The 25,613-nt window shown below is 70.7% G+C and carries 23 protein-coding genes; 14 read left to right on the top strand and 9 right to left on the bottom strand.

Going from position 1 to position 25,613, the window contains the following annotated elements:
• The first annotated feature begins 12 nt into the window (after positions 1–12).
• From AC16DP_RS38925 to AC16DP_RS38910, 4 genes are all read left to right on the top strand, one after another.
• Positions 13–1,299, top strand: coding sequence for a LamB/YcsF family protein (locus tag AC16DP_RS38925; protein ID WP_329733505.1), 1,287 nt, complete (start codon positions 13–15; stop codon positions 1,297–1,299).
• A complete protein-coding gene (locus tag AC16DP_RS38920) occupies positions 1,300–2,181 on the top strand; it encodes a 5-oxoprolinase subunit C family protein (RefSeq protein WP_329733506.1) in 882 nt (293 codons plus the stop codon).
• A gap of 155 nt (positions 2,182–2,336) precedes the next feature.
• Entirely contained in the window at positions 2,337–2,936 is a 600-nt protein-coding gene (locus tag AC16DP_RS38915; RefSeq protein WP_329733507.1) for a C40 family peptidase, read from the top strand.
• A 113-nt stretch (positions 2,937–3,049) separates the two neighbouring features.
• The gene (locus AC16DP_RS38910; protein WP_329733508.1) at positions 3,050–3,346 is read left to right on the top strand and encodes a hypothetical protein; all 297 of its coding nucleotides are present in this window, start codon (positions 3,050–3,052) and stop codon (positions 3,344–3,346) included.
• 150 nt (positions 3,347–3,496) lie between these two features.
• Here the strand turns inward: AC16DP_RS38910 and AC16DP_RS38905 are convergent, their stop codons facing one another.
• Positions 3,497–3,913 carry a hypothetical protein gene (locus tag AC16DP_RS38905; RefSeq protein ID WP_329733509.1) on the bottom strand — a complete coding sequence of 139 codons (417 nt, stop codon included), beginning with the start codon at positions 3,911–3,913 and terminating at the stop codon, positions 3,497–3,499.
• A 213-nt stretch (positions 3,914–4,126) separates the two neighbouring features.
• On the opposite strand from AC16DP_RS38905, the gene AC16DP_RS38900 reads away from it, so the two are divergent.
• The gene (locus AC16DP_RS38900; RefSeq protein ID WP_329733510.1) at positions 4,127–4,675 is read left to right on the top strand and encodes a GNAT family N-acetyltransferase; all 549 of its coding nucleotides are present in this window, start codon (positions 4,127–4,129) and stop codon (positions 4,673–4,675) included.
• A 25-nt stretch (positions 4,676–4,700) separates the two neighbouring features.
• On the opposite strand, the gene AC16DP_RS38895 is transcribed toward AC16DP_RS38900, so the two are convergent.
• The 3 genes from AC16DP_RS38895 to tkt form a co-directional block, all read right to left on the bottom strand.
• On the bottom strand, positions 4,701–5,549 hold the full coding sequence (locus AC16DP_RS38895; RefSeq protein ID WP_329733511.1) for a hypothetical protein: 849 nt from the start codon (positions 5,547–5,549) through the stop codon (positions 4,701–4,703).
• Positions 5,546–6,673: an AAA family ATPase gene (locus AC16DP_RS38890; RefSeq protein WP_329733512.1), complete on the bottom strand. Its 1,128-nt coding sequence runs from the start codon at positions 6,671–6,673 to the stop codon at positions 5,546–5,548. The genes AC16DP_RS38895 and AC16DP_RS38890 overlap by 4 nt, the downstream gene beginning before the upstream one ends.
• A gap of 109 nt (positions 6,674–6,782) precedes the next feature.
• Complete coding sequence (gene tkt / locus AC16DP_RS38885; protein ID WP_329733513.1) at positions 6,783–8,837, bottom strand: transketolase; 2,055 nt, start codon at positions 8,835–8,837, stop codon at positions 6,783–6,785.
• Positions 8,838–9,014: 177 nt separating this feature from the next.
• Here tkt and AC16DP_RS38880 point away from each other — a divergent pair, with 177 nt between their 5' ends.
• Both AC16DP_RS38880 and AC16DP_RS38875 read left to right on the top strand, forming a co-directional pair.
• On the top strand, positions 9,015–9,608 hold the full coding sequence (locus AC16DP_RS38880) for a hypothetical protein (protein WP_329733514.1): 594 nt from the start codon (positions 9,015–9,017) through the stop codon (positions 9,606–9,608).
• 142 nt (positions 9,609–9,750) lie between these two features.
• Positions 9,751–10,245, top strand: a complete 495-nt coding sequence (locus AC16DP_RS38875) for a hypothetical protein (RefSeq protein ID WP_329733515.1) — start codon at positions 9,751–9,753, stop codon at positions 10,243–10,245.
• Between the two features lie 9 nt (positions 10,246–10,254).
• Here AC16DP_RS38875 and AC16DP_RS38870 read toward each other — a convergent pair whose 3' ends face one another.
• Positions 10,255–11,958 carry an MASE1 domain-containing protein gene (locus AC16DP_RS38870; RefSeq protein WP_329733516.1) on the bottom strand — a complete coding sequence of 568 codons (1,704 nt, stop codon included), beginning with the start codon at positions 11,956–11,958 and terminating at the stop codon, positions 10,255–10,257.
• 103 nt (positions 11,959–12,061) lie between these two features.
• Here AC16DP_RS38870 and AC16DP_RS38865 point away from each other — a divergent pair, with 103 nt between their 5' ends.
• The 4 genes from AC16DP_RS38865 (at position 12,062) to AC16DP_RS38850 (ending at position 15,668) form a co-directional block, all read left to right on the top strand.
• A complete protein-coding gene (locus tag AC16DP_RS38865) occupies positions 12,062–12,709 on the top strand; it encodes a hypothetical protein (protein ID WP_329733517.1) in 648 nt (215 codons plus the stop codon).
• A 29-nt stretch (positions 12,710–12,738) separates the two neighbouring features.
• Positions 12,739–13,887, top strand: a complete 1,149-nt coding sequence (locus AC16DP_RS38860; RefSeq protein ID WP_329733518.1) for a serine hydrolase domain-containing protein — start codon at positions 12,739–12,741, stop codon at positions 13,885–13,887.
• Positions 13,884–14,198: a hypothetical protein gene (locus AC16DP_RS38855; RefSeq protein WP_329733519.1), complete on the top strand. Its 315-nt coding sequence runs from the start codon at positions 13,884–13,886 to the stop codon at positions 14,196–14,198. Before AC16DP_RS38860 ends, AC16DP_RS38855 begins: the two co-directional genes overlap by 4 nt.
• 141 nt (positions 14,199–14,339) lie before the next feature.
• Positions 14,340–15,668 carry an oxygenase MpaB family protein gene (locus AC16DP_RS38850; RefSeq protein ID WP_329733520.1) on the top strand — a complete coding sequence of 443 codons (1,329 nt, stop codon included), beginning with the start codon at positions 14,340–14,342 and terminating at the stop codon, positions 15,666–15,668.
• On the opposite strand, the gene AC16DP_RS38845 is transcribed toward AC16DP_RS38850, so the two are convergent.
• The 3 genes from AC16DP_RS38845 to AC16DP_RS38835 form a co-directional block, all read right to left on the bottom strand.
• Positions 15,658–16,425, bottom strand: coding sequence for a hypothetical protein (locus AC16DP_RS38845; protein ID WP_329733521.1), 768 nt, complete (start codon positions 16,423–16,425; stop codon positions 15,658–15,660). The two genes, AC16DP_RS38850 and AC16DP_RS38845, sit on opposite strands and share 11 nt — an antisense overlap.
• Positions 16,426–16,515: 90 nt before the next feature.
• Positions 16,516–20,730 (bottom strand): TOMM system kinase/cyclase fusion protein, encoded by a 4,215-nt coding sequence (locus AC16DP_RS38840; RefSeq protein ID WP_329733522.1) that lies wholly within the window; start codon positions 20,728–20,730, stop codon positions 16,516–16,518.
• 144 nt (positions 20,731–20,874) lie between these two features.
• Positions 20,875–22,689, bottom strand: coding sequence for a sigma 54-interacting transcriptional regulator (locus tag AC16DP_RS38835; RefSeq protein WP_329733523.1), 1,815 nt, complete (start codon positions 22,687–22,689; stop codon positions 20,875–20,877).
• Positions 22,690–23,053: 364 nt separating this feature from the next.
• Here AC16DP_RS38835 and AC16DP_RS38830 point away from each other — a divergent pair, with 364 nt between their 5' ends.
• The 3 genes from AC16DP_RS38830 to AC16DP_RS38820 all read left to right on the top strand — a co-directional run bounded on the left by AC16DP_RS38830 (position 23,054) and on the right by AC16DP_RS38820 (position 25,052).
• A complete protein-coding gene (locus AC16DP_RS38830; RefSeq protein ID WP_329733524.1) occupies positions 23,054–23,674 on the top strand; it encodes a DUF2378 family protein in 621 nt (206 codons plus the stop codon).
• 254 nt (positions 23,675–23,928) lie between these two features.
• Positions 23,929–24,549 (top strand): TIGR02265 family protein, encoded by a 621-nt coding sequence (locus AC16DP_RS38825; RefSeq protein WP_329733525.1) that lies wholly within the window; start codon positions 23,929–23,931, stop codon positions 24,547–24,549.
• 86 nt (positions 24,550–24,635) lie between these two features.
• A complete protein-coding gene (locus AC16DP_RS38820; RefSeq protein ID WP_329733526.1) occupies positions 24,636–25,052 on the top strand; it encodes a hypothetical protein in 417 nt (138 codons plus the stop codon).
• Positions 25,053–25,064: 12 nt separating this feature from the next.
• Here AC16DP_RS38820 and AC16DP_RS38815 read toward each other — a convergent pair whose 3' ends face one another.
• Positions 25,065–25,541, bottom strand: a complete 477-nt coding sequence (locus tag AC16DP_RS38815; protein ID WP_329733527.1) for a hypothetical protein — start codon at positions 25,539–25,541, stop codon at positions 25,065–25,067.
• Between the last annotated feature and the right edge of the window lie 72 nt (positions 25,542–25,613).

Raw genomic sequence — 25,613 nt, 5'->3', positions numbered from 1 at the left:
GGGGCGGCAGCCATGGCGGAGTGTCTCCTCAACATCGATCTGGGCGAACTGCCCGAAGAAGACGAGCGGCTCTACGCGTCCGCGCAGGTGGCCAACATCGCCTGTGGCGGGCACGCGGGTGACGCGCAGTCCATGCGCCGGGCCCTGGAGGCCTGTGCTCGCCATGGGACTCGCGCCGGGGCGCACCCGTCCTTCGAGGACCGTGCGAACTTCGGCCGGCAGGAGCTCCAGGTGGCCCCCGAGGTGCTGCGCGCCCAGGTGACCGCCCAGTGCGCCCGGTTGTTCGCCCTGGCCTCGGAAGTCGGCGTGCCCGTGCGCTACGCCAAGCCCCATGGCGCCCTGTACCACGCCGCCAACCGCGACCCCGCGCTCGCCCGCGCCGTCGTGGAGGGGGTCGTCGAGGCGCTCGGTCCCGGCATCACCTTCTTCGGACCGGGCTCCGGCGCGCTGCGCGAGGCCGCCCGGGCCGCGGGGCTCTCCTACGCGCGCGAAGGCTTCGCGGACCGCGGCACCCGGCCCGATGGTTCCCTCATTCCCCGAGGGCAGCCGGGCGCGGTGCTGAGCGACCCCGCGGTGGCCCGGGAGAACGCGCTGCGGCTGGCGCTCGGGGGGACGGTGGACACGCTGTGCGTGCACGGGGACTCGCCGGGCGCGGTGGACATGGCCCGCGAGGTGCGCGCCGTGCTGGACGTGCTGTCCCTGCGCACCGAATCGCTCGGTGAGGGCGCGCTGCGGCTCGTGCTCCCCACGCGGCTGGAGCGGCGCGCGGTGCTGGAGTCCTTGAAGGCCGAGCCCGGGGTGGTGGACGTCGTGGTGGGCGAGGAGCATGCGTGCGTGTATTTCGACCCGGCGGCGCCTCCCGAGGATCCCCGGCGCGTGCTGGGCCGGCTGGTGGTGACGCCGGCGGTGTTGGAGGAGCCACCGCTCGTCACCGTGCGCGTGCGCTACGACGGACCGGACCTGGATGCGGTGGCCGAGCGCGTGGGCCTCTCGGTGGACGACGTGGCGCTGCTGCACGCCTCGCGCGAGTACACGGTGCGCACCATGGGCTTCCTCCCCGGCTTCGCCTACCTGGGCGAGGTGGATGGGCGCATCGCCGTTCCCCGCCTGGTCACGCCGAGGCCCCGTGTGCCGGCGTTCTCGGTGGGGCTCGCCGGGCGCCGCACGGGCATCTACCCGTTCGCCTCGCCGGGCGGGTGGAACCTGCTCGGCACCGCCGTGGACTTCACGGCCTTCCAGCCCGGCTCCGGTGCGCTGTTGCACCTGGGGGACCGGGTCCTCTTCGAGCGGGTGGACTGAATGGACGCGTGGCTGGAGGTGCTCGGCACCGGTGGGCTGGTGATGGTGCAGGACGGGGGCCGCGTGGGCCTCATGCACCAGGGCGTGCCACCGGGAGGCGCGCTGGTGCCCGAGTGGCTGGCGGTGGCGAACCGCTCGGTGGGCAACGTGTGGAGCGCGGCGGCGCTGGAGTGTTACGGGCGCGTGGAGCTGCGGCTGCACGGGCGTGCTGCGTGGGTGTCGGTGGATGGCCGGGCGTTCCGGGTGGAAGCGGGGGGACAGTTCACCGTGCCGGCCCCCGAGGCGGGTGTGGTGCGCTACGCCGCCGTCGAGGGCGGGATGGATGTGCCCGAGGTGCTCGGGGGCCGGGGCACGCTGCCGGTGGCCCGGTTGGGGGGACTCGAGGGCCGGGTGTTGAAGCGCGGGGATGTGCTGCCGCTCGGGGCGGGAGGCGGCACGCGCGAGGCGCCGGGCCTGGAGCTGTCGCTGGAGTCCGAGGTGCGCGTGGTGCTCGGGCCGGACCTGGGGCGCTTCGGCGCGGACGCGATGGAGGTGTTGCTGGAGGGCTCCTTCACCGTGTCCCCCACGAGCGACCGCGTGGGCATGCGGCTGCGGGGCCCGGCGCTGTCCCAGGCCGATGAGGGCTCGGGGCTCTCGGGGCCCATGGTGCGTGGGGCGCTCCAGGTGCCCGCCTCGGGGGAGATCATCGTGCTCGGGCCGGACCATCCCACGACGGGTGGGTACCCGGTGCTCGCCGTGGTCATCCGCGCCGATTGGGGTGCTCTGGCCGCGCGCCGTCCGGGAGCGGCCGTGCGGTTCCGCGCCGTGAGCGTCGAGGAGGCGCGGGAAATCTGGCGGCGGCATGCCCCGCTCCAGGGGGCCGTGCCGGCTCCGTCCAGGTGATGTGTCACGATTTCGTGAACTCGTGGGACGGCGGCCAGTGGATTTCGTCCATGGGGAAACGAGCAACGGAAAGCGGGTTCAATCGGGAACTCCCGCTGACGGGCACACCCGTTGCGCGTCCAGACGCACCCACACTCACAAGAGGAATCCAGAACATGTTCGCACGCATCAAGCCTGTCTTCTGCGCCACGTCCATGCTGTTCGCCGTCGCCTCCACGGGCTGTGGCCCCGAGGAGATGGTCGGCGCCCCCGGCGGTGAGGAGCTGTCCGAGTACTCCCAGGCGGCCTGCTTCCGCCCGACGAACTATCCCTGGCAGCAGCCCGTCTATACGCAGGTGAAGACGGCGACCACGCTCGCCCGGGATCAGATCTGCGACGGTTATGTGCTCGGCACCCAGGGCCCGGACACCTTCGATTGCTCCGGCCTCGCCTACTACGTCTACAGGAACGCGGGGTTCAACGTGTTTCGCACGAGCGCGCAGGGCATCTTCAACCATGCGCGTGACCAGAGCGGCGGCGTCTGGGGCAGCCTCGTGGGCGAGTGGGAGAAGCGCGCGGGCGATCTGATCTTCTTCAGCCCCAACTGCAGCGAGAGCAACATCACGCACGTGGGCGTCTACATGGGCATCAACCTCGACAACAACAAGCCCGAGATGGTCCAGGCCCTCAACCCGACCTCGGGTGTCGTCCTCTCGGGCGTCGACAACTCCACGGGTCTGTGCAAGCTGAGCAAGGTGGTCCGGGTCAAGTACTAGCTCCCGTACCGCCGCGCCCGCGGGGCCGTGAGGCGCGCCTCGCGTTCATGGCCGAGGTCGGCGCTGGTGACTTGCGCCGTCGGTGCCTACACTTCTGGTCAGGGCAGACGACCATGACCCGCCTCGACACCGACTTCCAGGATGAGAACGCCGTTCCCTATTTCCTCTGGGACGATCCGATGACCGTGCGCGAGCTGCGCGAGCGGTTGCGCACGGTGTCCGAGCCGGAGCGCGTGCGCTTGATGGGCATCATCCTCCGCGAGGCGCGGGACACGGACGTGTGGGCATGGGTCTCTCTCGAAGAAGTGCTCCGGTGCTGGCCCCAACTCCGGCGACACCTCGGGCGCCGGCTCGCCTTCTGGGAGTTCCTCCTGTCACGTTGGCGTCAGCAAGGGCTCGTGCATGACTGAGGTCCTGAGCCCCTTCCAGCGGGCACTGCTCGAAGCCTTCTTCCGCCGCGCACAGGCCTTACTCGCCGCGCCAGCAATTGGAAGATGACGGCGGGGGAGTAGCGACACGACGTCGCTACTCCCTCTGCCGCTCAGACCGCGCCCGAGCTGTCACTTCATGGGATCGGTGGTGCGCTCGGTGTCGTTCATGTCCTCATCGGGCACGGGCTGATTGGCCGGAGCGCCCGGACCGAGCGGCTCGTCGCTCGTCTCGCCGCCGAGGGTGTCATTCGTGCGGTCCATGGGCTCCGGCTCGAGGCCCGTGCCACCCGTGCCCGGCTCGGCGGGGATGTCATCGTGCACGCCGGGCTCCATCTCGCGCGTGCCCTCCTGGGGCAGCGGCTCCATCTGCTCGCGGCCGCGGTCCATGGTGTCCACGCCCGCGCCACCCGTGCCGGCATCCGTCGACAGGGTGCTCGTATCCGTGCCGGTCCCCGTATTGGTGCTGCCCTTGTCCGTCTTGCACCCGGTCCCCACCGCCACCGCACCAGCCAGGAGCCCCGCCAGCAGAAGCTTCGTCTTCGTCATGTGTCTTCCCTCCCTTTGGGTGTTTCGATTGCGGTCGGGAAGCTGAGGCGCGTCCGCGGTTCGTGCAGCGAGGGCTTGCCCGGCGGGCCGCTGGGCTCGGGCGGTGCCCTGGGAAAAAGAGAAGCCCTTTTCCCAGGGGGTTACGCGCGTGGGTCCGGGTGGGGCGTGCAGGGGACACGGCTTCCTGGAGGGCAGGCGTTACAGTGGCGCGCCATGACGACTCCGGACCTGCGCCTGGTTCCCGCCCTGCCCGAGCACGTGGACCTCTGGATGGCCCTGCGGGACGAGCCCGTGTCACGCAAGCTCGTGCCGATGGAGCCCGCCACGCGCGAGTCGCTGCTCAAGCGCCTCCAGGAATCCACCTCTGACTTGTCGGACCCGAAGGCCACGGGCTTCCGGTGGATGGTGGAACTCGAGGGGCGCATCATCGGCACGGTGGCCGCGCGGGAGCTGTCGCGCTTCCAGGGGCGCATCGAGATTGGCTACATGCTCTCCAGCGCGTACCACGGCCGGGGCATTGGCACGCGGGCGGTGGGGATGGTGCTGGAGCGGCTCTTCGCGTGGCCCTTCCTGCACCGGGTGTGGCTCACCACCGCGGCGGACAACCTCGCGTCCCAGGCCCTGGCGAGGAAGCTCGGCTTCACGCTGGAGGGCGTGATGCGCGAGCACTTCTTCATCGACGGCCAGCGCAAGGACCAGCAGGTGTGGGGCCTGTTGCGCTCGGAGTGGGAGGCGAGGCGCTCCCTGCGACTGAGTCCGTGACGGCCAGCCTCATGGCGGCATGCCCTCAGATGTTGCGCAGCAGGCCGTCTCCCTTTCGCACAGTCAGAGAAGCGCATGCGCCCGGACACGGCGATGGGACATTCAGCGCATCGGCGATGTCGTCGATGAGCGCTCGTGCGAACGCCGCGTGTGCCTCCTGCTGGAGGACCGCCGTCCAGTCGAGGACCTGGAGGGCATCGAGTCCCTCGTGCGTCTCGCGGTAGGCGCGCCGCTGTCCCGTGGGGTCGCAGAGGTACCGGACATAGTTCTTCGGGTGCCGGTGCCGGGGCTCGGACTTCCCTGGCACCGTGGCGGCCAGATAAGCCGCATCATCCACCTCGAAGTCCTCGAGAGCGCGAGCCGTGTCGAAGCGATTGGGTGCCTGGTGGGCCTTGGCCCGCTGGAGCGCGGCGGTCTCGCCGAAGAAGTAGGTCTCCACCATCGGGGTGAGCAGGTGGAACGAGCCGCGCTCGGCCAGTGACTGGTACACCCGTTCGCGGGTGGTGGCGGATGGGAACGTCCGGTCGACGTGCGCCCTCACCGCGTGGCGGAAGTACTCCAGGACGTGCCCGGGCTGGTCCGCGTTGACCAGCTCCAGGTCGTCCACCGCGATGACGTGGTCCGCCTGCATCGTGCCGCCCCGGCCCGGATACACCCCGAGCACCAGCGCGCCCGCGAGCTTCGCCGCGAGTGATTTGGCGGCCAGTTCCGGGGGCAGCAGTGCCCCGACTCGATTGGAGGTGAAGTCCTGGGTCTTCTGTGGCTCGAGGAACTCGACGTCCGCGCCGGTCGGGGCGAAGAGCTTCCGGAGGGAGAGGTGCAGACCCAGGCGTTCGAGCTCTCCCGTGACGATGAGCTGAACCCGGACCGTCACTTGGGGGGCCGCCTCTGGGCGCCGAAGGTCTGGTCGCTGTAGAGGTCCCCCAGCGAGAAGTGCGCGAGCCACTCCGGATTGCTGTGCTCGCTCAGCGCGATGGGGAGCACGTCGTGGCCGGGCTCCATGATGTAGACGCGCTCCGGCTCGGTGTTGAAGGTGTTGAGAACCACCGGCGAGTGCGTCGCGAGGAGGAGGGTCAGATCCTTCGCCGAGGCGCGGGCCCTCGCCAGGTCCATCAACGTCCGGATGGCGTACGGGTGCAGGCCGTTCTCCGGCTCGTCTATAGCCGCGGCGCCACCGTCCGGCGTGGAGGCAATGGCACACAGGTGGAGCAGCGTGATGAGCAGGCCATGGGGTGCCGAGTAGGCATCAATGGGCTCTTGTAACCCCTTGAAGAAGAACCGGACGGTGACGGTCTGTCCGGCCGAGAGGAACTCGATGTCCTCGAAGAGCTCTGGGAAGCACTCCTCCAGCCCATCGCGGACGAAGCGCCAGCGCTCTTCGTGCTCCTTACGGCCGGCCTTCCAGTTGCGCAGCACCGAGAACGCATTGCGTCCGTCTGTGTGGAGGTATAGGTCCGCCGTGGAGGGGGAGCCTACGGTACGCAGCGTGCCGGATTGGAGGTTCTGGTACAGCCGGAAGTTCGATGCGAGCTCGTGCAGCCCCTTGAGTGCTTCCCTCTGCTCGGTGGGAAGCAGGCTCATTGCATGTGAGAAGACGGAATCTCCCGAGATGATCAACTTGCGTTCCAGGACAGACGCCGTGCTCGAAAAGATGTCACGATTGGCGAGCTGCTGCTGGTCAAGCCAAACACCCTCTGAGATTTCGAGAGAAGGAGGTGTGAGGTATGCCTGAACCATCCAAAAGCAATTCTGCTGGAGCAGCGTGAACCGGATCGCGTCGGTGATTCCGGCATGCTGGTTCCTGATGCTCGCGGTTCCGCCCGAGAACTCGACAGCGGCTTGATTACCTCGCTGGAGGAAATGCCGCAGGAACTCGATGACCGACAGCAAGGTCGTCTTGCCCGAGCCGTTGGGTCCCGTGATGGCGCAGACCCCCGAGGGGCTCCAGCGCACCTTCCGGAGTGCGCGGTAGTTCTCGACCTCCAGCGTGAATCCCATGGCTCTCCTTCTGCTCGGGCCGGGCCCTCCCCGTCCACCTGCTCGGGCGGACCGGGGAAGACCCTCACCCCCACCCTCTCCCAGGGGGAGAGGGGGCTCTGCACGGTGGCTACTTCTTCGCCTGCTCCATCACCTCGCGGGCCACCTTCACCACGTTGTCCACGGTGAAGCCGAACTTCTGCTGCAGGGCCTTGAGCGGCGCCGAGGCCCCGAAGCTGCGCATGCCCACCACCGCGCCGCGCAGGCCCACGAAGCGCTCCCAGCCGAACGTGGACGCCTTCTCCACCGCCACGCGCGCGTGCACCGACGAGGGCAGCACCTGCTCCCGGTACGCCTCGTCCTGCTGCTCGAACAGCTCCCACGAGGGCATGCTCACCACCCGCGCCTTCACGCCCTGGCCCTCCAGCTGCTCCTGCGCCTGCAGGCACAGCGACACCTCGCTGCCCGTGCCAATCAGGATGACGTCCGGCGTGCCCTTGCTGTCCGACAGCACGTAGGCCCCCTTGGCCACGCCCGAGGCCGGCGCGTACTTCGTCCGGTCCAGCGTGGGCACCGCCTGGCGCGTGAGCACCAGCACCACCGGCTGGTGCTTCAGCGGCGCAATCACCCGCCACGCCTCCGTCACCTCGTTGGCGTCCGCCGGGCGCAGCACGATGAGCCCCGGAATCGAGCGCAGGCTGGGCAGCTGCTCCACCGGCTGGTGCGTCGGGCCGTCCTCGCCCAGGCCAATCGAGTCATGCGTGAAGATGTGGATGGCCGGCAGCTCCATGATGGCCGACAGCCGGATGGGCGGCCGCTCGTACTCGCTGAAGATGAGGAAGGTGGCGCTGTACGGGCGCACCTTGCTCAGCGCCAGGCCGTTGATGATGGAGCCCATGGCATGCTCGCGCACGCCGAAGTGGATGTTGCGCCCCGTCTGGTCCCCCGGCTTCATCGCGCCCGAGAACGACAGGTACGTCTTCGTGGACGGATTCAGGTCCGCCGAGCCGCCCACCATCCACGGGTAGTTCTTCGCCAGCGCGCCGAGCACCTTGCCGCTCGACTCGCGCGTGGCCACGCCCTTGGCGTCCGCCGGGAACACCGGCAGCTCCTTGTCCCAGCCCTCGGGCAGCTCGCGCTTCTGCATCCGCGTGAGGTGCTCCGCCAGCTCCGGGTGCTTCTTCTGGTACTCGGCGAACCTCGCCTCCCACTCCGTGCGCAGCTCGCGGCTGCGCTTCCCCATCCGCTCGGCGAAGCGCTCGCGCACGCCCTCGGGCACGAGGAACTGCGCGTCCTCGGGCCACCCGTACTTGCGCTTGGCGCCCTTGATCTCCTCCGCGCCCAGGGGCTCGCCGTGGGCGGACGCGCTGCCCTGCTTCCTGGGCGCGCCATATCCAATCTGCGTGGTGACGATGATGAGGGTGGGCAGGCCGCGGTCCTGCTTGAAGGTGCGGAAGGCCTGCGAGAGCGCGTCCAGGTCGTTGGCGTCGGCCACGTGGAGCACGCGCCAGCCATAGGCCTCGAAGCGCTTGCCCACGTCCTCGGTGAAGGCCAGGTCCGTGCTGCCGTCGATGCTGATGCGGTTGCTGTCGTACACCCAGCACAGGTTGGGCAGCTTCAGGTGCCCGGCGAGCGAGGCCGCCTCGCTGGCCACGCCCTCCATCAGGTCTCCGTCACCGCACAGGGCATAGACGTCGTAGTCGAAGAGCTCGAAGCCGGGGCGGTTGAAGTACCCGGCGAGCCAGCGGCTGGCGATGGCCATGCCCACGCTGTTGGCCACGCCCTGGCCCAGGGGGCCGGTGGTGGTCTCCACGCCGCTCGTCCAGCGGTACTCGGGGTGGCCGGGGGTGGAGCTGTCCAGCTGGCGGAACTTCTTGATGTCCTCCAACGAGATGGCCACCTGGTCCTCGACGGTGTAGTCCGAGGTGACGCGGCGCACGCCCGTCAGGTGGAGCAGGGCGTAGAGGAGCATGGAGGCGTGCCCGTTGGAGAGCACGAACCGGTCGCGGTTGGGCCAGATGGGCTGGGTCGGGTCGTAGCGCAGCTCCTGCTGCCACAGCTGGTAGGCCACGGGCGCCAGCGCCATGGGCGCGCCCGGGTGGCCCGAGTGGGCCTGTTCCACCGCATCCATGGCGAGGGTGCGGAGGGTATTGATGCAAAGCCAATCAGTCGAATCGTGGGTCATGTCTGGGAGTCCTCGTGCCCGCGGACGGTGCACCATGCCCCAAGCGGGGCGGGAGCGCCGCAGCATTCGGCATGGGATGCGCGGAGGTGGACGGAGGGGGTGGGACGTGGCCGGGTCGACAGAGCGGGGGTCCGAGGGACTGGCGGTAGGGGCCACTGAGTGGCATATGGTGCGCGCATGTCGATCGAAAAACCGTTGCGGGAGATGGTCCAGGCGGAGCTGAGGGGGCGGCTGGCTCCCATGCACAAGGCCATCACGCGAATGGATGAGCGGCTGGCGGTGGTGGATGAGCTGGTGGACATCGTCCAGCGTCTGGCGCCATTGACGAAGCGGATGCAGTCGTTGCAGCTGGCGTTGCCGGGCATGTCGGCGCCGGGTGGCCCGAGGGGCCGGGGCGCGGTGGTGCCGGCGGCGCGGGGAGCGCAGCAGGCCGAGGCCGTGCCGGCGCGCCGGGGCCGTCCTCCGGCGGCGCGGACGGAGGAGGGCAAGCGCTGCGCGGTCATCGGGTGCAAGAGGCCGTCGCGCTCGAAGGGGTACTGCTCGGCGCACTACCAGAAGCTGCGGTTGCTGGTGAAGTCGAACCGGCGGCCGGACAAGTGGGTGGACGACGCCGCGCCGCAGTCGGTGCCGGACGTGGTGTTGCCGAGGGGCCGTGCGGCGTCGAAGGCGCTGGCGGAGGCGGCGCCCCAGAGGCCGGAGCCGGCGGCACCGCCGAAGCCGAAGGCCTGGGTGCGCAAGAAGGGCGGCAAGGAGCGCGTCGAGCTGCGCTGAGCCGCGGCCCGGGACCCCAGGTTCCACCCGTGAACGCTCCCCCAGTCCCCTGGTGCCTGCCCGCTCCGCGGGCGGGTTGGCCGGAGCATTGCTGCCTCGCGGAGTCGTTGACACCGTGGGGCGGGAGTGATTTCCGGCGGGGATGAGCGATCAGGGTTATCCGGTGACGGTGGCAGTGAAGCGCCCGGACGGGCGCGTGGAGCAGGTGCGGGTGGGGACGGCGTTCCGCAATGGGGACGGTTTCTCGCTGAAGCTGGGAGAGATGAGCATTGGCGCGACGCCGGACGCGGCGGCGGCGCCGAGGCGTGCGTCCTCGGGCGGCGGCGGTGGTGGCGGCGGCGGCGGGGGAGGCGGCGCGGGCGAGGTGTTCCCCAACTACGGCCGCAGCAAGGGCGCGCCCATCCGGGGCGCGAGCATGGGAGACCTCGAGTACTACGCCAATGGCGCGAGGCGCTCGCTGAACGACCCGAGCAAGTCGCGCTGGCACGACCGGGAGCGGCAGCTGCTGGCGTCCATCGAGGCGGAGATCGCCCGGCAGCGGGGTGGCGAGGGCGGTGGAGGAGACGAGCCGCCTCCGCACGGGGATGATGACTACAGCGGCGGTGGCGGGGACGACGACGGCGGCATCCCGTTCTGACGCGGGAGCTCAGGCGGCCGAGCGGGAGGCCTGCGCCAGGGGCAGGAGGACGATGAAGGTCGTCCCCTGGCCCGGGGTGGAGTGCACCTCGACGGAGCCCTGGTGGGCCTCGACGATGCGCCGCACGATGGCGAGCCCGAGGCCGGTGCCCGAGGCCTTGGTGGTGTAGAAGGGCTCGAAGAGCCGGGCCATGACCTCGGGAGGGATGCCCGGGCCCGAGTCGGTGATGGAGACGCGGGCCAGGGGCACGCCGCCGCGCGCCGGGACGGAGCCGAGCCGGACGTGCAGGGTGCCGCCCTGGGGCATGGCCTGCAGGGCGTTGGTGAAGAGGTTGCTGAGCGCCAGGTGGAGCAGCTGCGCGTCCAGCGGGGCGTCGGGCAGGGCGGGCTCCTCCTCGCGCGTCACCCGGACGTGCCCGGCCTGTGGCTGGGCGCGCGAGGCGGCCTCCAGGGCGCCGTCCACCACGGGGCCGATGGGCTGTGGCCGCAGGCGGGGCACCTGGGGGCGGGCGAAGTCCAGCAGCCCGTTGATGAGGTGGTCCAACCGGGCCACCTCCTCGCCCATGACGCCGAGCAGCTCCCGGGAGGTGCCCTGCTCGGGCCCCACCAGGCGCGAGAGGGCGGCCACCGAGTTGGCGATGACCCCCAGGGGGTTGCGCACCTCGTGGGCGACGCTGGCGGACAGCTCGCCGAGGGCGGCCATGCGCTCGCGGCGGACGAGCTCCTGCTGGGCGGTGGCGAGCGCGTGCAGGGACTGGCGCAGCTCGCGGTTGAGGAGGGTGGCCTTCTCCTGGGCGAGGCGGCGCTCGCCGAGCGCGGCGGCCAGCAGCAGCCCGGACACGCCCACGGCGGCGAGGAAGGACTGGAGGAAGACGAGGCGCGCGGTGCTGGTGCTGCCCGGGGGCCCGGCGGCGAAGGGGCCATTGCCCTCGAGCGTGTGCTGGAGGGCCACGGCGGTGAGGGCCACCATGGCCGCCGAGGTGCCGCGGACCTCGAAGCGCAGCGCGGCCCAGAGGATGAAGGGGAAGGCGAGGTAGCTGACGGGGTGGTAGACGCTGGTGTTGTCGGGGCCCAGGTGGAAGACGAGGTCCACGGCCAGCACGAGCACCCCGAGCAGCGCGGCGAGCTCCAGCGGGCGGGCGCGGCCCCAGCCCTCGAGGCCGCGGGTGGACCAGGAGAGCAGCGCGGGGGCCACCAGCAGCACGCCCATGGCATCTCCCACCCAGAAGATGCGCCACTGGCCGCCCCACTCCCGCCAGGGGATTTGGCCCCGGAGGGCCATGAGGGTGACGCCGGAGGTGGCGCCGAGCAGGGTGCTCAGCAGGGCGCCGAGCCCCACCAGCAAGAGGACGTCGCGCACGCGCTCGAGGGAGGGGCGGAAGCCGGCGTAGCGGCGCAGCAGGAAGGCGCCGGCGAGCGACTCGAGGGCACTGCCGGTGGACAGGAGGAAGCCGCCCAGGTGGGGCAGGTGCCCGGGGAAGGAGGTGAGGGGCTTGAGGAGGACGGCGGCGAGCAGGAGGGCGGGCCAGTCGCGGAAGCGGGAGAGCAGCAGCGCGGCGAGCAGCACGCCACTGGGGGGCCAGAGGGTGGAGAAGTGCTCGTCCGAGGCGTTGAGCCGCATGCCCAGGGCGGTGCTGGCGGAATACACCAGGGAGAACAGTCCCAGCCGTCCGAGGGGATGCCAGCGTTGGAGGATGTGCTTGGAGTCGGGCACGCGTGCTCGCCGTGGCGTGCACGGTGGCACGAAGGCGAGGGCGGCGGAAAGCCCCCCGGGTGGGGGGCACGGCGGGCGCGTGTCGATGATATGACAGGAGCCCATGTCTCCCTTGCGAGCGGATGAGCGGTGGGCCCGGCGCGGCGTGAGTCCTGGCCTGGCGCTGGTGCTGGCCCTGGTGCTGTGGATGGTGCCGATGACGTCACGGGCGGCGCCGGAGTCGGCGCGGCTGTTGCCGGCGGGGATGATGACGGAGCACCCGGCGAAGTGGATGGCGCTGGAGCTGGGCACGGGGGCGGGGGCGGCGGTGGTGGCGGTGCCGGCGACGTTGGCGCTGAGCGCGTGGGTGGGCTCGCTGTCGTCGAACCTGGTGGGGGCGGCGGCTCCGGCGATGGTGTTGCTGCTGGTGGTGCCGCCGCTGGCGGTGACGGGGGCGCAGTGGCTGGTGGGCAATGCGTTGCAGCCGGGCAGCGTGCGTTTCCAACCGGCGGTGTGGGTGGCGCTCGGGGTGCACGCACTGGCGGTGACGGGGGCGGTGCTGCTCGGGGCGACGGTGGATGACCTGGGGGACGCGGCGCTCTTCACGTTGGTGGAGGCGCTGGTGTTGCCCACGGCGGTGACGCTGACGATGCGCGCGACGGCGCCGGTGCCGCCGCCCACGCTGTCGCGAGTCCCCGAGCGTCCGCGCTCCGTGGTGGAGGCGACCGCCTCGCGGGCCCTGGTGGTTCCCCTGCTGCGCTACACCTTCTGAACGGTCCTCCCATGCGTCGACTTCGCGGAATGTCCCCCCTGTTTCTGGCTTCGGCCCTGGCGCTCGTTTCGCCGGCCCGTGCCGCCGACTGCCCCACTCCCCCCACCCCCTGGCCCACGGAGGAATGGCCCGATGCCCGCGCGGAAGTCGCGGCGGCGAGGGCGGCCCAAATCCAGGCGTTGGAGGACTACGCCTTCACGCTCCAGGGGGAGGACAAGGAGCGCAAGGGCGTGCGCACGGATGGCGTCGTCGTCATCCACAAGGGCCGGGTGGTGTACGAGCGCTACGGCCGCGGCTTCGACGCGAGCAAGCGGCACCTGGCCTGGTCCATGTCGAAGAGCGTCACCAGCGCGCTGGTGGGCATCGCGGTGAAGCGGGGCGCGCTGAGCCTGGACGACTCCATCTGCGAGCACGTGAAGGCGTCGAGGCAGGACAACTGCGCCATCACGGTGCGCAACCTGATGGAGTTCGCCTCGGGGCTGGACTGGCGGGAGGACTACGAGAACGGTGGCACGTACCAGACGTCCTCGGTGCTGGCGATGCTGTACGGAGAGGGCCGCCGGGACATGGTGTCCTTCATCACCGCGCACGAGCGCAGTGACCCGCCGGGCACCTCGTGGCGCTACTCCTCGGGCGACGCGACGCTGCTGGCCGGGGTGCTGGACGCGGCGTTGAAGCCCGAGCTGGGCAGGGACTGGCCGTGGGTGTTGCTGCTCGACAAGCTGGGGATGAAGAGCGCCACGTGGGAGCGGGATGGCAAGGGCGTGGTGGTGGGCTCCTCGTACCTGCACGCCACGCCGAGGGACCTGGCGAAGTTCGGCTACTTCTACCTGCGCAACGGGTGCTGGGCGGGAGAGCAGATCCTCCCCGAGGACTGGGTGGCGAGGTCGACGGCGGTGTCCGAGCCCATCCAGCGCAAGTCCTACGAGCGGGGCCGGGACGACGTGCAGGGCTGGCAGTGGTGGCTCAACCGGCCCATCCCCAACGTGCAGACGGAGCTGCCCTTCCCCAGCGTGCCCGAGGGCGCCTACGCCGCGCGAGGGCACTGGGGCCAGTCCATCTCCATCATTCCTTCCCAGGAGCTCATCGTGGTGCGGACGGCGGATGACCGGGACGGCTCGTTCTCGTTGGACACCTTCCTGAAGCTGGCCCTCGCGGTGGTGGAGGAGCTGCCATGAGCGGGAGCCGTGCGCTGATGGTGCTCGCGTGTGCCGTGGCCCTCTCCTGCGGGAGGGGCGACACGGTGCAGCGTCCCTATGACAACAATGACTTGCAGCTCGTCACCTCGTACACGGCGAAGGACTTCTGCTCCTGCGTCTTCGTGATGCGGATGAGCGAGGACTACTGCCGGCGCTGGACGGCGGCGAGCCCGGCGGTGGCCACGGTGACGGTGGACTACGAGGAGCGCAGCGTGCAGACGGCCGCCGCGCTGCTGTGGGGCGAGAAGGCTCGCTTCGTCAGCGAGCGGGACGGCTGCGTGCTGGAGTAGCGCCCGGAGCGGGCTACCGCTCCCCCCTCATCCAGGGTCTCGGCCCGTGACGGCCCGGTGTCACAAATGGCCGATTTCCGTCGGACCCTATGAGGACACCATGGGGGTGCCCTCCTGAGAAGAATGTCAGGGGCGGTTCAGATGCGGATGATGGAAGAGCGGTGGACGGATGCATTCCTGGACACCAAGCGCACCGAGTGCGACCCGGAGGCCGACGAGGCGGTCCGGAGCCTGAGCGAGCGCGAGGTGACGCTGGCCAACGAGTTGATGACGCAGCTCATCCTCAATGAGCAGCCGGCGCCCGAGCAGCTACACCCGTCACTTCGCCACTTCCTCGACGACACGCGGGCCTTGCCCGACTGGACGCAGCCGTCCCTCCTCGCCGAGGGCCAGCGCTTCTTCAACCGCTGCGCTCCCCAGATGCTCATCGCGCTCTTCTGCGCCTCGCTGCCGTCCTGCTATGCGGCCCGCAAGGGGGTGAAGGTCCTCCATCTCACCGGGAAGATGGGGCGTGGGCGCGACACGCGCGTCCGGGACGTGCTGGCCTCGAACCTGCTCATGAAGCTTCCGCTCTCCCAGCGGCTGTCCATGAGACTGCGCGCGTGGCTCTCCCGCGACGTGCGGCGGGGCACGGGCCTTCCCACGAACCTCACGCGCCGCATCCTGGAGACGGCGCAGATGGTGGTGGATGTCATGGCTCCGGACCTGGGGCCCGGCAATCCGGCGGGACTCGCGCCGGGCGGGCGTGGCATCCGCACCGCGCAGAAGGTGCGCCTCATGCATGCCGCCGTGCGCCATCTCATCGCCCAGGAGGGGAAGTGGGACCCGGCGTTGGGCCAGCCCATCAACCAGGAGGACATGGCGGCCACCATGCTGGCCTTCTCCGTCGTCACCCTGCGCGCGCTTCCCAAGCTGGGGTACACCCCGTCGCCGCTCGAGACGCAGGCCTACTACCACGCCTGGCGCGTGGTGGGTCACATCATGGGCATCCAGGGCGAGCTGCTGCCCGAGCGCTACGAGGAGGGCGAGCGCCTCTTCGATGAAATCGCCCGGCGCCAGTTCCAGTGGAGCAGGGAGGGCGCGGAGATGACGCAGGCCCTGCTGTCGTTGCTGGACCATGTCACGCCCGGCAACCTCTTCGATGACCTGGGGGAGGTGCTCATCTATCACCTGCTGGGTGCCTCCACGGCGAGCGCCGCCGGAGTGCCACGCAAGCACGACCTGAAGAGCACCCTGCTCATGGGGCCGTTGGTGGGCCTGGGGTGGGTCATGGACGAGATGGACGAGCACAGCCTCTTCACCGAGGAGCTGTGCGTGCTGCTCGGGCGCAAGCTGATGGAGGGCATCGCCTGGGCGGGCCGCGGGAAGAACCGCGTGCCCTTCCGCCTGCCGGATCATCTGCGGCAGACCTGGGGCGTCCAGGGCTGGGAGCGGGCACCGCGGTCCGGGGACACGTTGGCTACGGCATGAGCAGCACGCATAGGATGCCGAGGGCCTGAAGCGCCAGCCCGATGGCCAGGCGATGCCGCCTGCGCTCCAGGAAGGCCAGCAGCTTCAGGCCCGCGGAGCCGAGCACCACGTAGGGGAGGAAGATCTCCCCCGTGGAGAAGTGCCCCAGGTCCTCTCGGAAATAGAAGAAGAAGAAGGACTCGAAGAGGCCGAGCGAGAAGACGTTGACGAAGATCTCCAGCAGCATGGCGTTCACGGCGAGCAGCAGCACCTTGGTGCCGTCCCGGTCGAAGCAGCGCAGCCGGGGGTTGGTGCGCAGGGCCTGGTGCAGCAGGTAGACGAAGCCCCCATAGAGGGGCCAGGTGAAGAGCCCGGCGGCCGAGGCGTAGCCGTGGTTCACCGGCCAGACGTGGTAGAGCCAGAGGGGCCGCTTCAGCAGCGTCACGCAGAGGGTGTCCGTGCCCACCTCGCCGAGTGTCGCGCAGAAGCAGGTGGTGCCCATGTAGAGGACGAGCGTGTCCACGCGGGGGTGGAGCAGGCGCCGCGCCAGCGCGCAGGCGGAGAGGTACAGCAGCGGGGTGAAGACGAGCAGGAAGCTCGTCAGGAAGAGGGCGGTGTGCTTCGCGGGGAGCGGCGTGGGGGTGATGGCGAGTGCCTCCCAGAGCAGCCACGCCCCCGCGGCGCTGAGCGCCTTCATCAGCACATAGGCGAGGAGCAACCCGGAGAGGACGCGCGGGACGAGCCGGGCGCGGGGCCAGGCGGCCGTGGGCCGGGGCACGGCTGGCGTCTCTCCTGGCGCATCCCACCGGGGTCGGGTCATGCCCGCAATGTGTGCGTGCCCTCACGGCGTGCCCACTCGCGCCCGGGTTCATCCCAACCGGGCGGACAACTCCCGGGCCTCCCGCTGGTCCGGGGTCTCCCAGCCCTCGGTGAAGCCGCTCAGCACCGCGTCCAGCGTGCCGCGCGCCTGCTTGCGCTCCCCCAGCCGCAGCAGCAACCGGCACAGGCCGAGCGTCGTCTGGAGTTCCAGCGCGCGGGCGCCCTGCTGCCGGGCCACGGCGATGGACTGGTGGAAGCTGGCGAGCGCCTGCTCCGGAGCGGCGCCTCGTGCCAGCAGCAGCTCCGCCCGCACGCGGTGGAGCGTCACCTCGCCGCAGCGCTCGCCGTAGCGCTCCTGCAGGGTGAAGGCCTCCTCCAGCACGCGCTGGGCGTCCTCGTACTGTCCGGCCAGCATGGTCGCCTCGGCCAGCAGGGTGAGGTGGGTGGCCATGCCCGCCTCGGAGCCCGAGGCGCGCCAGCCCTCGATGCCCGCGCGCAGCAGGGGCAGCCCCTTCTCCGCGACGCCCTGGGCCACCAGGGCCCAGCCCTTGATGAGGGTGGCCCACGTCTCCCAGAGCGGGAAGTGGTGCTCCCGGGCGAACGCCAGTGCCTTCTCCGCGCACCTCAGCGCGTCGGCGCTCTCTCGCCGGAACTGGTGGAAGCTGCTGGCGTAGCAGTAGGTGACGGCCGAGGTGTGCGGGTGGGCCACCTCCTTCGCCATCCGCAGGGCCGCCTGGTGGTCGCGCCACGCCTGGTCCGCGAAGCCGAGGTACCAGTGGATCCACGACACGTACGACATCGCGGCCACGGCCGGGTCCACGCCGTGCACGAGCGCCAGCGAGCGATGCCGGACGGGGTCATACCGCGCGAGCGTCTGCTCGAAGTGCTCCAGCGCGGCCGCGGGCTCGCCGATGGCGAACAGCGTGGTGCCCATCATCCGGTGGCCGAGGATGAGCACGTCCACCGCCTCCGGGTTCTTCCGCCCCAGGCCCAGCAGCTGCTCCGCGAGCTGGTGGGACTTCGGGAAGCGGGCGCGGGCGAAGTAATACAGCCACAGGCCGTGCAGGGCCGGAGAGAGCTGGGGCGTGTCTCCCATCGTGGTGCACAGCGCGTGGGCCCGGCTGTACGCGCGCTCCACCTCGGGCGTCCCATAGCCCCGCGTGGCCACCAGGTTGTTGCCCAGGCCGATCTGCAGGTGCAGCTCCTCGCGCCGCTGCTGCGCCGGATCCCTCAGGTACTTCACCAGCCGCAGCGCGGCCTGGAAGTGGCCCACCGCCTCCTGGTTGCTGGAGCGCTGGCTGGCGAGTGTCCCGGCCCGGGCCCAGGAGTGGATGGCCTGCTCGTACTGTCCGGCCGCCGCCTGGTGGTAGGCGAGCAGCTCGGGGTTGCCCTGCGCCGTCTCCGGGAAGAGCTTCGCGAGGACCTCGGCCACGCGCCGGTGGTACTGCCGCAGCTGGCTGCGCGGGAGCGACTGGTAGGCCGCGTCGCGGATGAGGGCGTGGCGGAACTGGTACTGCAGCTCGGGGCCGGGGCCCTGCTTGTGCAACAGGCCCGAGGCGAGCAGCGTGGCCAGGGCCTGTTGCAGGGCGGGAGGCTCCCAACCACTGACGGCCGCGAGCACGGCGGGGGTGAAGCTGCGGCCGAGCACGGCGGCCACCTGCGCCAGTTGTCTCGGTTCCGGGGGGAGCCGGTCGAGCCGCGCGGCGAGCAGCGCCTGCAGGGTGATGGGGACGAGCCACTGCTCGAGGCCCCGCTCGGGGACGCCCTGCCGGGTGGGGCACACCTCGAGCATCATCCGCGTCAGCTCCTCCACGAAGAGCGGGACGCCGTCCGTCCGGGCCACGAGCTGGTCGATCGTCTCGCGGGAGAGCGGCTCCTGGCTCGCCACCTTCCGCACCAGCTCTCCGGTGTGCTCGGGGGACAGCCGCTCCAGCGTGAGGTGATGGGACCAGGGGCGGGGCGCGAGGGGAGAGCGGAACTCAGGGCGGGCGGTGAGCACCAGCAGGGTGCGGGTGGAGGGGATGCGCTCCTGGAGCAGGGCGAGCAGCTGGAGGGTGGAGGGGTCCACCCAATGGATGTCTTCCACCACGAGCAGGACGGGGTCATGCCGGGTGAGCCGCAGGAGCAGCTCGGCGAGCACCTGCAGCAGCTCCTCCTTCAACCGCCGGGGAGACAGCGCGGGGGGCGTGTACGGCTCGAGCAGGGGGACGGAGAGCAGCGGGGCCAGCAGGGGCAGGGCGTGGGGCACCTCCAGCTCCAGGGCCGTGAGCATCTGCTCCAGCCGCGCCAGCTTCGCCTCGGGAGTGCGCTCGCGCTCCAGCCGCATGGCGCGGCGGATGACCTCGAGGACGGGGTAGAAGGCGCTGTCCTTGAACTGGGGCCAGCACTGGCACGTCAGGTGGGTATGGGACTCGCCGGCGAGGCGCTCGCGGAGGGCCTGGACCACGCGGGACTTGCCCATGCCCGCCTCGCCCGAGAGCAACAGCAACTGCCCCTGGCCGCTCCGGGCCCGGTTCCACAGCTCGAGCAGGAACGCGAGCTCCTCCGTCCTTCCGATGAGCGGGGTGAGTCCCTGGTGGGAGGCCCGCTCGAAGCGGCTCGTCACCTCGCGATCGCTGAGGACGCGGTGGACGTCCAGCTCGCGCCGGCTGCCCTGGAGGGGCTGGGGGCCGAGGGACTCGGTGGCGAAGATGCCCCGGACCAGGCGGTGCGTCTGCTCGCTGAGGAGGACGGTGCCGGGCCGGGCGCGCGAGGCGAGCGCGCTGGCGATGGTGGGGGCCTCGCCCTGGAGGGTGGGCCCTCCGGACTGGGCCTGGACGGCCAGGTAGTCGAGGGTGACGGGGCCGGTGTGGAGGCCGAGCTGGGGCAGCAGACGCTCGGACTGGCCGAGGTGGTGGAGCTGCTCCTTCATCGCGTCCAGCAGGTGCTCCGCCGCGCGCACGGCGCGTTCCGCGTCGTCCTCCCTCGCCGCGCGGCAGCCGAAGCAGACGAGCAGCTGGTCGTTGATGGAGGTGATGAGGGTGCCGCCCCACTGTCCGGTCTCGAGGATGCAGCAGTGGTGGAACACCTCCAGCACCTCGCTCAGGTCATCCGGGGTGAGCGAGCGCGGGAGGTCGTCCAGGCTGCCCAGGCGCGCGGACAGGAGCGTCACCTGCCGGCGCTGGATGGCGGCGTCCGTGCTGGCCGCGGCGCCGGGCCGGCGCGGGGGCGGAGGGGGAGGCTGGGCGAGGAGGGGCTCCACGGCGCGCAGGGCCTGGCGGAGCTCCTCGGCGCTCTGGAAGCGCAGGTCCGGGTCCTTCTGCAGCGCGCGTTGGAGCACCTGGTCCAGCTCCTCGCGCAGCTCGGGGGCGCGGGCGCGGGCGGGGGGGACGGGCTCCTTCGAGGTCACCTGCGCGCGCAGGCCCTTCGGCTGGCTCGCCTGGTAGGGCAGCTCGCCCGTGAGCATCTCGAAGAGGATGACGCCCGCGGCCCAGAGGTCGGTGCGCCCGTCCTGCGGCTCTCCGCGCCACTGCTCGGGCGCCATGTACGCGGGCGAGCCGGCCTGGAGATGCGCGGGGGTGGCTCCCGCGATGAGGTACGCGAGCCCGAAGTCCAGCAGCTTCACCCGCCCGTTCTCCAGGACGAAGACGTTGCTGGGCTTGAGGTCCCTGTGGATGATGCCCTGCTGGTGCGCGTGGGTGAGGCCCGCGGCGATCTGCTCCAGGAGTTGGACGGCGCGCAGGGGCTCGAGGCGCTCCTGCCTCATCAGCGCGTGGAGGGAGCGGCCGCGCAGGTACTCGATGACCAGGTAGGGGATGCCCTTCCAGGTGCCGACGTCGAAGATGCGGACGATGTTCTCGTGGTCCAACCGGGCGGTGGCGCGCGCCTCGGTGAGGAACAGGCCGTCGAGCCGCTGGCGGGGAATCTGCTCGTGCTGGAGCAGGAACTTGATGGCGGTGGTGCGCTCCAGGAGGAGATCCTTCGCGCGGAACACCTGGCCCATGGCGCCGGTGCCCAGCTCGGTGAGGATTTCGAAGCGCTGGCCGTCCTCGCCGCCCAGCCGGGTCCCGGGCGCGAGGAAGAGGGGGGCGCTGCGCACCTGCTGGGTGGAGATGGCGGCCACCTGCTCGAGGAACGAGTCCCCGAAGTCCGATTCCAGGGAGTCCGTGGAGGAGGGCGTGTCCTCGCTCGGAGGGCCGGGAGGAGTCAGGAGTCGCTGGGAGGGCGAGCCCCAACTGGACTGGTCTCCGGACCTGTCTCCTGAAGCCTCGTGGCTGGGAACCATGGCCGCTCCTTGGCCGTTCTCGGGGACAACCCGAGAGCCAGGTGTCCTTGTCCCCTCAAGGTGCGGCGCCGCTCGGGAGCCGGCCACCCGGGACGGCGGCGCCTTCCGCTCGCCCCCTTCCCCTGGCCGTCACCGCGCCCTGCCTCACTGCTCCTTGTCGAGCAGCCCGTGGCGCCGGACGCGGCGGCCGAGCGTCACGGGGTCCATCTCGAGCGCGGCGGCGGCGCGGCGGACCACGCCCCCGTGGCGCTCGAGGGCCTCGCGGATGATCTCCTTCTCCAGCTGCTCCAACCTGTCGCGCAGCGAGCCCGCGCCGCTCACGCGCACCATCTGGCGGGAGGCGCTCTCCGCGTGGTGGAGGAGGGCGGGGGGCAGGTGGCGCCGGGTGATGAGCTCCTCGTCGCCGGAGAGCAGCACGGCGCGCTCGATGCAGTTGCGCAGCTCGCGCACGTTGCCCGGCCACTTCGCCGAGAGGAGGAGCTGCTCGGCCTCGCCGGACAGTCCGCTGGCCGAGCGCCGCAGGGTGCGGTTGAAGTGGCCGAGGAAGTAGCGCGCCAGGTCGAGGATGTCCTCGGGGCGCTCGCGCAGCGGGGGCAGGTCGATGGTGAAGCTGTTGAGGCGGTAGAAGAGATCGCTGCGGAAGCGTCCGGCGCGCACCTCCTCGGCGAGGTCCCTGTTGCTGGCGGCGATGATGCGCACGTCCACCCGGCGGATTTGCGTGCCACCGACGGGGCGCACGTCGCCGCTCTCCAGCACGCGCAGCAGCTTGGACTGGAGGTTGGGGGTGGTGTTCTCGATTTCGTCCAGGAAGATGGTGCCGCCGTCGGCGAGCACGAAGAGGCCGGGGTGGTCGGCGACGGCGCCGGTGAAGGCGCCCTTCACGTGGCCGAAGAGCTCGCTCTCCAGGAGCGTCTCGGTGAGGGCGCCGCAGTCCTGCACGACGAGGGGCTGGTTGCTGCGGCCGCTGAGCCGGTGGATGACGCGGGCGAGCACCTCCTTGCCGGTGCCCGTCTCGCCCTGCAGGAGCACGGCGACGCGGTGGGGAGCGGCCACGCGCACCATGTCCATCACCTGGCGCATGACGGGGCTGCGGAAGCCGGGCTCCTCGGTGACGTCGGCGCCGGGGGAGAGGCGGGGGGCCTCGCGGGCGCGCTCGCGCAGCAGGTTGCGCTCCAGCTCGAGCGCCGCGCGCCGCTGCTCGGTGCGCAGGCCCAGCTCCCGGCTGGCCTGGAGCACGGCCTGCCGGAGCTCCACGGGCTCGAAGGGGGGCACGAGCGCCCTGAATATCTTCCCCTGGTTGAACAGCTCCACCAGCCGCGAGGGCACCGCGGGAGCGCAGTAGAGGATGCGGGGGGACAAATCGCTGGCGGGCCCGGCGCCGGTGGGGTCCGCCTCGGCGCGGCGGGAGGCCAGCCGCTCCACGAGGGCGATGGCGCGGGCCTCGTCGCGTCCGCACACGAGCAGCGCGCTGATGTCACCGCGGCCCAGCAGCGTATCCAGGTCCTCGGGGGTGGGGACGAAGCGCAGCCGCACGTGGCTCTCGAGCGCCTCGCGCAGGCCGCGCAGCTCCGTCTCCTCGGCGTACACGGCGGCCACGTAGAGCTGGTGGTTGAGCAGGTAGCGCTTGAGCGTCACCCCATCCGAGCCCTCGAAGCCGTGGAAGCTCACGCCCAGGGCCGTCACCGCGCCGTCGTCCTGATCCTCCGGGTCGTGCCTCCAGCGCACCACGCCGCGCACGCGGATGCGCGCGCGCGACTCGGGCAGCGTGAAGGCCATGTCCAGCTCCTGGCCCTCGCGAGGGCCCTCGGCCGGCCCGCTCGGGGTGGCGATCAACCCGATGCCCGTCTCACTGATGTTGACGGCCCAGCACCCCTGGAGCGCGGGCTGGGTGACCACCTGCACGTACAGGGGTTTACGTTCGCTGCGCGGGAGGGTGGGGGTGTCCTGGGTGACCGTCATCTTTGATGTGCTTCCGCGTCAATTCTGAAGCCCTGTGGGAATTCCAGAGAAATCAAGAAAGTGCTCTTGGGTCCAGAGGGGGAGAGGAGGCGAAGGGGGTTGCCGGGCCGTGGGGCGGCGAGGCACGCTGCTTCATTTTCGAAGCAGGGAGCGGGAGGAGCGGGGTGGAGGGGAGGGCTCGAGGCGTCGCGCACAGTGAGTGCCATTGTAGGCGTAGCGGTGCCGAGCCGGGGGCGGTGGGGCCGGAGTGTGAGGGAACGGGCAATTGGGGAGAGGGGAGAAGTCGGGCAGAGGACGGGGGAGGGGGCGGGGGAGGGGGCTCCGAGAGGGGGTGTTCAGGGTGCAAGAGCGGAGGGGCGGTGCGATGAGCGTGAGCGCGTGCGAGGCCGAAGTGGTGGAAGCGCAGGATTTGCGCGAGGACCTGGAGCAGCGGCTGGCGCTGGCGACTCCGTCGGACACGGTGCGGGGCACGTTCTTCCTGGGAGCGCTGGAGGCGGTGAGGGCGCTGGAGGGGGAGGAGGGGGTGCGCCAGTGCGTGGAGGCGGGGGGAGAGCCGCGCTTCGTGGAGTTCTTCAACTACCCGGTGGAGGCGTGGCTGAAGGTGAGCGAGACGGCGGCGCGGGTATTGGAGCCGCGGTGTGGAAGCTGGGCGGAGGCGCAGCGGCAGCTGGGGAGGAGGGCGACGGCGGACATGTTGAAGTCGGCGGCGGGGAAGGCGCTGCTGCTGCTGTCGAAGGGGGAGACGCGGCGGCTGCTGATGAACATGCCGTCGGCGTACCGGGCGGCGGTGAACTTCGGAGAGCGCACGGTGACGATGGAGGGGCCCACGCGGGGGCGGGTGATGATGCGGCGCGACTTCATGCCGTGCGCGTGGCACGAGGGCGTGTTGCTGGCGGCGCTCGAGGCGATGAAGGCGCGGGGCGTGCGGGTGGGTGGCACGAGGCTGGAGGTGCTCGAGAGCGAGTACCTCGTCACGTGGGAGTGAGCGCGGGGCCGTGACGCGCAGGATTTGCGCCCGGGGGTCGAGGGGGACCGCGCAGGGTTTGCGCCCCGGGGGGTGAGGGGTGTGTCGGGCTTCGGACGGTGGGGGAGAGGGGCCTGTACCGCGGGACGAGCGAGTGTGGAGAGTCGGACGGAAGGGGAGCGCGGAGGGGTTCACGGCATGGCCGGTGCACCCCTGGGTCGCCCATGACGCCGAGAGGTCATCAGGGACATCCTCACAGCATCGGGGTACGGCCAATGAGCATGCGGGCGGTGGTGCTGGACGCGCCGGGCGAGAGCGATTGGGAGAGGGACCTGGTGTGGAGGATGGGGCAGGCGACAGCGGAGGACACGGCGCGGGGGGTGATGTTCAAGGGAACGCTGGAGGCGGTGAGGGGGCTGGGGGACGAGTCGGCGATGCGCGGGTGCGTGGAGGCCAGCGGCGAGGAGCACTTCGTGGATGCCTTCCGCTATCCCATCCGTTCGTTGCTGAGGATGCTGGCGTGCGCGGCGAGACAGTTGGCGCCGAGGTACGGGGGAGGGGAGGAGGCGCTGAGGGAGCTGGGGAGGAGGACGAATGCGGACTACCTGTCCTCGCCGTTGGGGAGGGTGGTGAAGGTGCTGACGCATGGGAGTCCGAGGCGGATGATGGAGAGTGCGCCGGACATCCATCGGCAGACGATGAGCTTCGGGGAGTTGTCGGTGGAGTGGACGGGGCTGAGCAGTGGGAGGGTGGTGAGGAGGGGAGACTTCCTGCCGGCGGCGTGTCAGGAGGGGGTATTGGAGGCGTTGCTGTGCGCGACGGGGGGCCGGCGGATCCGGGTGAAGCGCGAGTGGGTGGACGGATTGGATGGAGGGTTCGCGTTCGCGTGGGAGTAACATCCCCTCGCCCTCCGGGAGAGGGACGGGGTGAGGGTGCCCGGGTCCCGGGTTCCCCCCCGAAGAGGGCCACGAGGAACGCGGACATGAACCCGGAGACAGCGAGTGACGACGAATTCCTCGCGGCGGTGGAGTCGGCGGAGTGGCCGGGAGAGCACTTTGGCCACCGGGAGCACGTGAGACTCGCCTGGCTCTACCTGCGCCGGCACGGGCCGGTGGAGGGCTACGAGCGGATCCGCGGAACGATCCAGAAGTACGCGACGGCGCTGGGCGCACCGGGCAAGTACCACGAGACGGTGACGCGGGCGTGGAGCGCGCACGTATACGTGGCGCTGAAGGAGACGCCGGACCTGAATCCCTTCAGCGCCTTTCAGGAGGCGCACGAGGGACTCCGGGACAGCAAGCTGCTGTCGCGCCACTACCGCAAGGAGACGCTGGAAGCGGAGGCCGCGCGGCGAGCGTGGGTGTCCCCGGACATCTCGCCGCTGCCAGCGTTCCCGTGAATCAGGGGGGGCTTAGACCTTGGAGACGAACAGGAACGAGCCCCCACCATAGGTCGTGCCGAGCGTGCTCACGGGGGCGTTGTGGGCGAGCCCGTCGGCGGGATCCCACCAGAGGATGCGGTCCTCCTTGGACTGTGCGCGCCCGATGGCGAGGGCCACGATGAAGTGCCCGGGAACCTGGACGATCATCGGGAAGCGTTTCTCCAGGTCGGCGCCGGTCAAGTCATTCCCGTAGAGCCGGGCCTGGGCCTTGAATTGATTTGGGAATTCGGTGTGGAGGAAGGAGATGTAGTCCTTGAAGAGATGCCCTTGGATGGCGCTCTCCAGGTCCGTCACGAGCTTGACCTTGACCTCTGGAATACCCAGGACGTAGGCGGCGCTGGCCGCCCAGCAGGTATTGGGGCTCTGTTGGGGCCCGGGGTTCTTGCCCATCTCCTCGGGCTTCTTCCCATACCAGGTGTACGTGAACGAATCCGTCCATTGACTCATCGGGGTCTTCTCCTGAATGCGGGTGGAGAGGCGAGGGGCCTCTGCGGAGAAGGACGCGCGAGTCAGTGGGTG

It is taken from the genome of Archangium sp., from assembly GCF_057119385.1.
The sequence above is the reverse complement of the archived record's forward strand: the minus strand, read 5'-3'. Positions and strand labels throughout refer to the sequence as shown.

Coding starts and splice junctions, on each gene's coding strand:
- AC16DP_RS38925 (WP_329733505.1), top strand. CDS start 13: ATGGCGGAGTGTCTCCTCAACATCGATCTGGGCGAACTGCCCGAAGAA.
- AC16DP_RS38920 (WP_329733506.1), top strand. CDS start 1,300: ATGGACGCGTGGCTGGAGGTGCTCGGCACCGGTGGGCTGGTGATGGTG.
- AC16DP_RS38915 (WP_329733507.1), top strand. CDS start 2,337: ATGTTCGCACGCATCAAGCCTGTCTTCTGCGCCACGTCCATGCTGTTC.
- AC16DP_RS38910 (WP_329733508.1), top strand. CDS start 3,050: ATGACCCGCCTCGACACCGACTTCCAGGATGAGAACGCCGTTCCCTAT.
- AC16DP_RS38905 (WP_329733509.1), bottom strand. CDS start 3,913: ATGACGAAGACGAAGCTTCTGCTGGCGGGGCTCCTGGCTGGTGCGGTG.
- AC16DP_RS38900 (WP_329733510.1), top strand. CDS start 4,127: ATGACGACTCCGGACCTGCGCCTGGTTCCCGCCCTGCCCGAGCACGTG.
- AC16DP_RS38890 (WP_329733512.1), bottom strand. CDS start 6,673: ATGGGATTCACGCTGGAGGTCGAGAACTACCGCGCACTCCGGAAGGTG.
- tkt (WP_329733513.1), bottom strand. CDS start 8,837: ATGACCCACGATTCGACTGATTGGCTTTGCATCAATACCCTCCGCACC.
- AC16DP_RS38880 (WP_329733514.1), top strand. CDS start 9,015: ATGTCGATCGAAAAACCGTTGCGGGAGATGGTCCAGGCGGAGCTGAGG.
- AC16DP_RS38875 (WP_329733515.1), top strand. CDS start 9,751: ATGAGCGATCAGGGTTATCCGGTGACGGTGGCAGTGAAGCGCCCGGAC.
- AC16DP_RS38865 (WP_329733517.1), top strand. CDS start 12,062: ATGTCTCCCTTGCGAGCGGATGAGCGGTGGGCCCGGCGCGGCGTGAGT.
- AC16DP_RS38860 (WP_329733518.1), top strand. CDS start 12,739: ATGTCCCCCCTGTTTCTGGCTTCGGCCCTGGCGCTCGTTTCGCCGGCC.
- AC16DP_RS38855 (WP_329733519.1), top strand. CDS start 13,884: ATGAGCGGGAGCCGTGCGCTGATGGTGCTCGCGTGTGCCGTGGCCCTC.
- AC16DP_RS38850 (WP_329733520.1), top strand. CDS start 14,340: ATGCGGATGATGGAAGAGCGGTGGACGGATGCATTCCTGGACACCAAG.
- AC16DP_RS38840 (WP_329733522.1), bottom strand. CDS start 20,730: ATGGTTCCCAGCCACGAGGCTTCAGGAGACAGGTCCGGAGACCAGTCC.
- AC16DP_RS38835 (WP_329733523.1), bottom strand. CDS start 22,689: ATGACGGTCACCCAGGACACCCCCACCCTCCCGCGCAGCGAACGTAAA.
- AC16DP_RS38830 (WP_329733524.1), top strand. CDS start 23,054: ATGAGCGTGAGCGCGTGCGAGGCCGAAGTGGTGGAAGCGCAGGATTTG.
- AC16DP_RS38825 (WP_329733525.1), top strand. CDS start 23,929: ATGAGCATGCGGGCGGTGGTGCTGGACGCGCCGGGCGAGAGCGATTGG.
- AC16DP_RS38820 (WP_329733526.1), top strand. CDS start 24,636: ATGAACCCGGAGACAGCGAGTGACGACGAATTCCTCGCGGCGGTGGAG.
- AC16DP_RS38815 (WP_329733527.1), bottom strand. CDS start 25,541: ATGAGTCAATGGACGGATTCGTTCACGTACACCTGGTATGGGAAGAAG.